Below are 2,588 nucleotides of genomic sequence, written 5' to 3'. Positions count from 1 at the left end.
GGTCCGTGTGGCTGCGGCCGTCGGACTGGTACCACCCGGCGGTCGACGCGCTGGCCACGGCCGTGCTCGCCGCCGGTGACCCCGCGGCCGCCGCGGAGGAGCTGGGCCGCGCCCGCGGCTACGACGGCGTGGGCATCGGCGAGACCGTCGACGACCTCGCCTGCCTGTACCGCACCCTCGGCGCCGCCGACCCACCGACGGCCGTCCTGCGCGCGCTGTGCGAGGGCTGGGCCGACGCCCAGGCCGGAACGATCGCGTTCGGCACCGCGCTCGACCCGGAGTCGGGCCTGCCGAGCCGTCAGTACCTCGCCATCCGGCTCGCGGAGACGTACCGCGACGCGGCGCTGCCCACCCAGCGCTCCCGTGCTGCCGCCGATCTCGGCCATCACCTCGTCCTCATCGACGTCGCCGCGGGGGACGTCGACCCGTTCACCCGCGCCGCGCGGTCGGCCGCGGTCGGTGCCGCGATGACCACCACCTACGGCGAGGGCCACCCGATGGCGACGCTGGGCGGCGGCGTGTTCGCGGTGCTCGCGCGCGCCGACGAGGACCCGCACCCCCCGCTCGAGGCGCTCCACCTCGAGATCGCCCGCCGCTGCGAGCTTCTCGAGCTCAGGGCGTCCACGCGCCAGCCGGTCCGGGTCTGGATCGAACCCTTGCCGGCCACCCACGAGCAGGCTCTGCAGACGCTGGACCGGGTCTCTCGGCCCTGACCCGCACACACCGACGGGTGTCGGGCAGGTAAAGCGCAGGTCAGGGACTTGTCTGCACATCAGTAGGGACAACTCGGGCGAATGCGTCTACCGTCGATCCATGAACTCCGCAGGACTCGCTCCGAGCGGCCCTACGACGCCTTCAGGACGAAGGGCATCGGAAGCCGCTGAGAACCACCCGCACGACCCCGCACCCGACTTCCCGACGCAGCCGGACCGAAGCTCTTCCGGCGCCGTCACGCCCCACCTCCCCGCCGTCGACCCGGCACTGGCCGATTCCGACGAGCCCGGTCCCGTCCTCGCCGCCGGCGCTGCGGCCGACGTCTTCGCGCTCGACGAGCACACCGTCCTGCGCCGCTACCGCTCCGGCCGGGACGCCTCCGCCGAGGTCCGCCTGCTGCAGCACGTGGTCGCGCACGGGTTCCCCGCCCCCGCGATCCTGCAGGCGAGCGGCCCCGACCTCGTGATGGAGCGCCTGCACGGCCCCACCCTGCTCCAGGCCCTGACCGCGGGCGAGGTCTCGCTCTCGGACGCGGCGGGGATCCTCACCGACCTGCACTCGCGGCTGCACGCCATCACCCCGCCGCACGGCTGGGAGCACGGCGAGCCCACCTCGTGGCCGGTGGTCACGTCCGGGCCGGCGATCGTCCACCTGGACCTGCACCCCGCGAACGTGATCCTCACGGAGAGCCACGGGCCCGCGGTCATCGACTGGACCAACGCGCGCACCGGCACGGCCGAGCTGGATGTCTCCCTGACCGCGCTGATCGTCGCCGAGGTGGCCGTCGACGCGGGCGGCGTGTACTCGCAGGCCGCGCGAGCGTTCCTGGCGCCGGTTGACCGGGGCGGCCGTTCGACGTTCTCGGGGGCTCAGCGCGGGCTGAACGTGAGGCAGTCCGCCTCCTCGTGCCCGGCTCCGACGCGGATCGACTCCGCGGAGCACTCGAGCGACGAGTTGTGCACGCACTCGGCGCGCTGGCAGGCGCCGACGTGCGTGATCACCTTGTCGAGCCCGCCCTTGGTGCCCAGCGGGAAGAACGTGGTGCACTGCGCGTCGCCCGTGGCGCCACCGATGTTCACGGCGGCCGCGTGGCAGTGCGAGTGGTCGTTGTACGAACAGCCGGCGACCGAGCACTCGGCGACGGCGGGCATGTCCATCRGGGYGCTCATGTCGACCTCCGTGGGGGTGGGATCTGCGCGTTCCTTCGACGGTAGACCCGTTCCGCGCACCCTGCCTAGCAAGGTAGGACAGCCTTACCCGCAGGTCAGGGACGCGACGAACAACCGGCGGAGGAGGTGAATCGGCTGTGCGTCCTCCGGGATCTCGGCCGTCTCCGGACGGGTCGCTGACGCCTCCCCGGTTGCGACCGGTCACGGACGGCAGTCGAATGCCGTCAGGGGGAACCCATCCCGAGGAGGAGCACCATGGACGTGACCGGCTGGATCATCGTCGCCATCGTCGTCGTGCTGGTGATCGTGGCGGCTGTCATGCTCAGCCGTCAGCGCGGCACCCGTCGCRCCGAGGCCGAGCGGGCCAAGGCCCAGAAGATCCGCGAGCAGGCTGCCCTCGACCAGGTCGAGGTCCAGCGGCGGGAGGCCGAGGCCGCTCGCTTGGACGCGCAGGCCCGCCTCGCTCAGGCGGAGGCCGATGCCCGGGCCGCCGACGCGGCCGCGCTGCAGAACGAGGCACGGGCACGCAGCGCGGAGGCCACCGGCGCGCGCTCCGAGCTCGACGACCGCCTGAGCACGGCAGACCGCATCGACCCCGACGTCCGCACCGAGCAGCCCAGCACCGCGCGCGGCGTCGACCCCGAGGTGCCGGCCGAGCAACCGCGCACCGATCCCCGCGTCTGACCCGGGAACGACCGAACGGCC

3 protein-coding genes and 1 pseudogene are annotated in these 2,588 nt (G+C 73.5%); 3 read left to right on the top strand and 1 reads right to left on the bottom strand.

Annotation, left to right across the window (positions count from 1 at the left end):
* Both AC1DUQ_RS21510 and AC1DUQ_RS21505 read left to right on the top strand, forming a co-directional pair.
* The coding region (locus AC1DUQ_RS21510; protein ID WP_477074605.1) for a hypothetical protein at nt 1–713 on the top strand (713 nt) is incomplete at its 5' end.
* A 100-nt stretch (nt 714–813) separates the two neighbouring features.
* Nucleotides 814–1,467 (top strand): annotated as a pseudogene (locus tag AC1DUQ_RS21505) (phosphotransferase); the annotation flags it as partial.
* A 116-nt stretch (nt 1,468–1,583) separates the two neighbouring features.
* On the opposite strand, the gene AC1DUQ_RS21500 reads toward AC1DUQ_RS21505, so the two are convergent.
* Nucleotides 1,584–1,883 carry a DUF1540 domain-containing protein gene (locus tag AC1DUQ_RS21500; RefSeq protein WP_477074606.1) on the bottom strand — a complete coding sequence of 100 codons (300 nt, stop codon included), beginning with the start codon at nt 1,881–1,883 and terminating at the stop codon, nt 1,584–1,586.
* Nucleotides 1,884–2,138: 255 nt separating this feature from the next.
* Here AC1DUQ_RS21500 and AC1DUQ_RS21495 point away from each other — a divergent pair, with 255 nt between their 5' ends.
* Nucleotides 2,139–2,567: a hypothetical protein gene (locus AC1DUQ_RS21495; RefSeq protein WP_477074604.1), complete on the top strand. Its 429-nt coding sequence runs from the start codon at nt 2,139–2,141 to the stop codon at nt 2,565–2,567.
* The last annotated feature ends 21 nt before the right edge of the window (nt 2,568–2,588 follow it).

The sequence above is a fragment of the Cellulomonas sp. P4_B5_2 genome, assembly GCF_056402235.1.
Note: the sequence above shows the minus strand (reverse complement) of the source record. Positions and strands in the feature narration are given on the sequence as shown.